The organism is Methanobrevibacter sp. (assembly GCF_045126245.1).
Taxonomy (GTDB): Archaea; Methanobacteriota; Methanobacteria; order Methanobacteriales; family Methanobacteriaceae; genus Methanocatella.
In genome coordinates, this window is the sequence record NZ_JBGVOG010000095.1 from 1 (window position 1) to 4,087 (window position 4,087).

The following is a 4,087-nucleotide window of genomic DNA, read 5'->3' on the forward strand; positions in this document are numbered from 1 at the left end:
CAATTTCAACGTTGGACAGGAAAGTTGTGTTACCTCCAATGGAAGCACCACGCCTAATTTTAGGCCCTTGAAGTTCATAATTAATCCTTACCGGATATTTATCATTAGTAAAACAAGCGCAAGGTCCGATAAATACATTATCTTCAATCACCGAATTGGTTGGAATATACACGTTAGACTGAATGCTGACGTCATTTCCAATAATCACATCCCCTTCAATGACAGTATTGGTTCCAATCAATACATCATCACCTATATTTGTGTTTTCACGGATGACAACATTGTGTCCTGTCCTGAAATTGTCTCCTATTACCACATCATTGTAAATGATTGAATTGGACCTTATAGTATGGTTTTTACCAACTACCGGAGGTCTTGAGTTTGGAGAATATTCAACACCGAACTGGATATTCTGATCAGGAGGGAATTCTAATTCAGGTTTTGAATAGTCAGGTTTTATGGATTCCCTTTCAATGACCGGCCTTTCATAAACAATTTCAGTAGGCTCTTCCCTTTGAGATTGCATCACCATATTATCCTGTTGATAAACTTGCCTAGGAGGTTGGCTATACAATCTATCATTTTCAGGCATTTGAACTACCCTAGATTGCCTTTCCTGAGAATAATAAGGATTCTCTATGACCTGTTCATAAGGGTTTTCTCTACTTTTTGAACGCTTATCCCCCAATGGTTGTGAAAATCTGACCATATTATCAAACCTTTATTGAATTAAATTTTATTTGTTAATGAATTAATTTATGTAATTAACAAGTATATATACTAAATGGTTTAATAATAGTAATTTTTTCAAAACAATATTGATGAAAAAATAAAAATTCTTAAAATTTATAAAAAAAGAGATTAAATATCTCTCAAAGAATATCCCAAATAAATACCCGCATAGGATGCAATTGGAATCAACAAAATAAACAATATTATCTTAAAAATAAAACTTAAATCCGCAGATGGTGTAACACTTGAAGTTGCTGACTGATAGGGATTAGAATATGCAGAACTAGACCCTGAAGAAAAAATTGAGCTTAATACTGAAATTAATCCCCATAAAAATGTGAATATCAATCCTATAATGGATAACAGAGCTGCGTATATTCCTGCAATATATGCTAAAAAGTTGGGTAAGACATAAGAGTTATCCTTACATGCGCAGTATCCGACAAATATTGATGCGAAAAATACTGAAAATACGATTGTTAACAGCAAGTATGTTATAAAATCAATTGACCCATTGGATAGGAATAATGACCAGAATATTGATCCAACAAATAAGAAAACTCCAAAGATTATAAAAGAAAAAATCAAAACAAAAATGTTCACCTTTTCAGACAAGTTATCAAAAAATCCATGGGAATTATTTAATACATTATTAGGCACTTTATTTATCAAGTCATAACCGCATTCAGTACAGAATTCATTTTCATAAGTAATCTCATTTCCGCAATTTGGACAATGTTTCTTAATAGGCATCATAAACCTCCATCATTATTAATTTATTGATAACATATTAAAAAAGTTTGTTTAAAAAGTGTATAATTATTAAAAATAAAATAAATAGTTTTGTAGAACTCCTATTTTTGTTAAATAACTGAACAATTGCAGTTGTATAAATAGTGAGGCATTATTTCCATATATTCTTAAAAATCAATATGCATTAATAGAATATATGCTAAAATTTATTTTAGGAATGTTTTTTAAACGATTTAATTAATGTAAGTTCTTACTTTCGCAAATATTTAAATAATCCTCAGGTAAAAAGTAATTTAACGAATAATTGGAGGTAATATAATTAAATTAAAAGCAATTCTATTCATATCATTAATTTTCGTTGCAATTAGTTTATCCTGTGTGAGTGCTGCTGATGTAGATAATTCACATGATAATGTGGATATGTTAAGTGAAAAATCAAATAATTATGAAAATTTGACTGCAAATAGCGATGTTGGTACTTTTACAGAACTAAAAGATAAAATCAATAATGGTGTAAACGAATTTAAATTAGACAAGGATTATAAATTTAATTCCACTAAAGATAATGGAAAAGAATTTGAGGAATGGGGCATTAAAGTAACCCGCAATAATTATGTAATCGATGGACAAGGACACACCATTGACGGTTCAGGCCAGGCAGGTTTATTATACTTACTCGGAGAAAATATCACTATAAAAAATATTAATTTCATTAATGGAAATGCAAGATATTCCGCAGTTTCATGTTATGGGGACTATGAAATATTTGATGGGTGTAATTTCACCAATAATACTGCTCTGTATGATTCCGGAGCATTATCTATCGATGGGGGAATTGTTTCTAATTGTAATTTCGACCATAATGTAGGCGATGCCGGTGCAATTGATTCCTCATGGGATGATATAATCATAGTAAATTGTACCTTTACAAACAATGCTGGAAATATTGGTGCACTTGATTTGAGCTGTAATGCAATAGTTGATAATTGTACTTTTTACAATAACGTTGCTAGTGAAAATGAAGGTGGCGCAATCAATTCCAATCACCAATTAACTCTTAAAAATTCTAAATTTTATAATAATTCCGCAAAAAAAGGTGCTGCAGTTTGGTGTAGCAACATAGTAAATATCACCGATTGTCAATTTGCCAATAATTCAGCATCTTCCTCCGGAACAGTATATGTGTATAATCACAGTTTAAATATTAAAAATTCAACCTTCATGAACAATACTGCAGAAGATGGAACAAATGATGTCGCATTAAATGGTGAAAATGCAACCTTAAATGTTGACGATTCTTCTTTAATTAATTTAGAAAAAATAAGAATTTCAAATCAAAGTATGATTTCAACTCACAGCAACCATTAATGATGCTGCTGGAAGTTTAGCATTATTTGATGCGATTGATAGGGGATTTTTGAATAAATCCTCATTAATCAATGCAATCGTTAATGTGAATCAAATAAGATTTCTGCAAAGTCAAAAAAAAAAGAAAAAAAATGGAATTTAAATTCCATTTACAAAAGATCTAATCCAATCCAAGATTGAATCGATTGAAAAACCGCTAGTATCAGTATCATTCAAAAATCCTGAAACTTGGTCTTTGTAGTAGTTTACATCGCCTTGTACGTTTTGTACTTGTTCAATACTGTCAGCTAAGTTCTCAATATCATTATTTGTAATGTTAATGTTATTGGTCTGTACATAATTATTGATTATATTCACTATTGTATCGTGATCTGTAATATTGTCACTTGACACTTCTTCTTTTACATCATTTACTAATTTTGATAAGTCATCAGCACTTACACCTGAATTGTTTACAATTTCTGCCTGGGTGTAAATTTCATCATTTGCTGCTTCTTTTACGCTGTCCGGAATTTCAACATCAGTTACTACTTCATAAGAGTTCATTATTCCTGCAAGAGCTGATTCACCAGTAGCTGGCACAGGACTTGTGACATACACATGACCGCTGGTAATTCCTGCTGATTTTAAAGCTGAAATGTACATGTCTCCGGTAATTGTAGTGATTTTTGATTTGTCCACACTTACCTGGAGTTTGGAATTGTCGTTTAAATCAACCAATGCAGATGAAAATATTTGGTCTGAACCGTAATATTTTCCAGTTATTGAACTTGAAACTTTATTTACTTGATTGGCTGTGATAATTTTTGAATCAACATTATTAATGTCAATATTTGCTTGACTTTTAAAGAAATTATCAACAACGGATTTATAATTGGAATTTGCATGTGTAGTTTCACCATAAGTTATTACAACGTTTGAATCGGTTGAAAATCCCGCTGGAATCAACATACCGACTACAATTAAAGCCATTATAGCCATAGCAATTTTACGCATATTTTTCACCTCTTTTAAAATTCCTAATCATAATTTGTCGAAGTAGTATTTAAATGTTACAGTTTTTTGAAAATTTTTTAATGAATTTCAGATATAAAAAAATATGTAAAAAATATACAATGATGCAATATCATATTCTAAAAACTGTTCAGTCAAAATGATTTGAAAATTGAATTTTGGAAAAAATGATAAAAAATATATCCATAAAAATTTATGCTGAATTTCTGAAACTAAAGAA

Annotated in this window: 4 protein-coding genes; 1 reads left to right on the forward strand and 3 read right to left on the reverse strand. The window is 30.4% G+C overall.

What is annotated here, in order from left to right; all coding sequences use genetic code 11:
• On the reverse strand, positions 1 to 475 hold a 475-nt coding region (locus tag ACJMLZ_RS07160; protein ID WP_405304943.1), incomplete at its 3' end, for an acyltransferase.
• Positions 476 to 861: 386 nt separating this feature from the next.
• Entirely contained in the window at positions 862 to 1,485 is a 624-nt protein-coding gene (locus ACJMLZ_RS07165) for a zinc-ribbon domain-containing protein (protein ID WP_405304940.1), read from the reverse strand.
• Between the two features lie 378 nt (positions 1,486 to 1,863).
• Between ACJMLZ_RS07165 and ACJMLZ_RS07170 the strand changes: the two genes are divergently transcribed.
• Positions 1,864 to 2,853 carry a right-handed parallel beta-helix repeat-containing protein gene (locus ACJMLZ_RS07170; RefSeq protein ID WP_405304941.1) on the forward strand — a complete coding sequence of 330 codons (990 nt, stop codon included), beginning with the start codon at positions 1,864 to 1,866 and terminating at the stop codon, positions 2,851 to 2,853.
• Positions 2,854 to 2,991: 138 nt separating this feature from the next.
• Here ACJMLZ_RS07170 and ACJMLZ_RS07175 read toward each other — a convergent pair whose 3' ends face one another.
• On the reverse strand, positions 2,992 to 3,849 hold the full coding sequence (locus ACJMLZ_RS07175; protein ID WP_405304942.1) for a DUF1002 domain-containing protein: 858 nt from the start codon (positions 3,847 to 3,849) through the stop codon (positions 2,992 to 2,994).
• Positions 3,850 to 4,087: the final 238 nt, after the last annotated feature.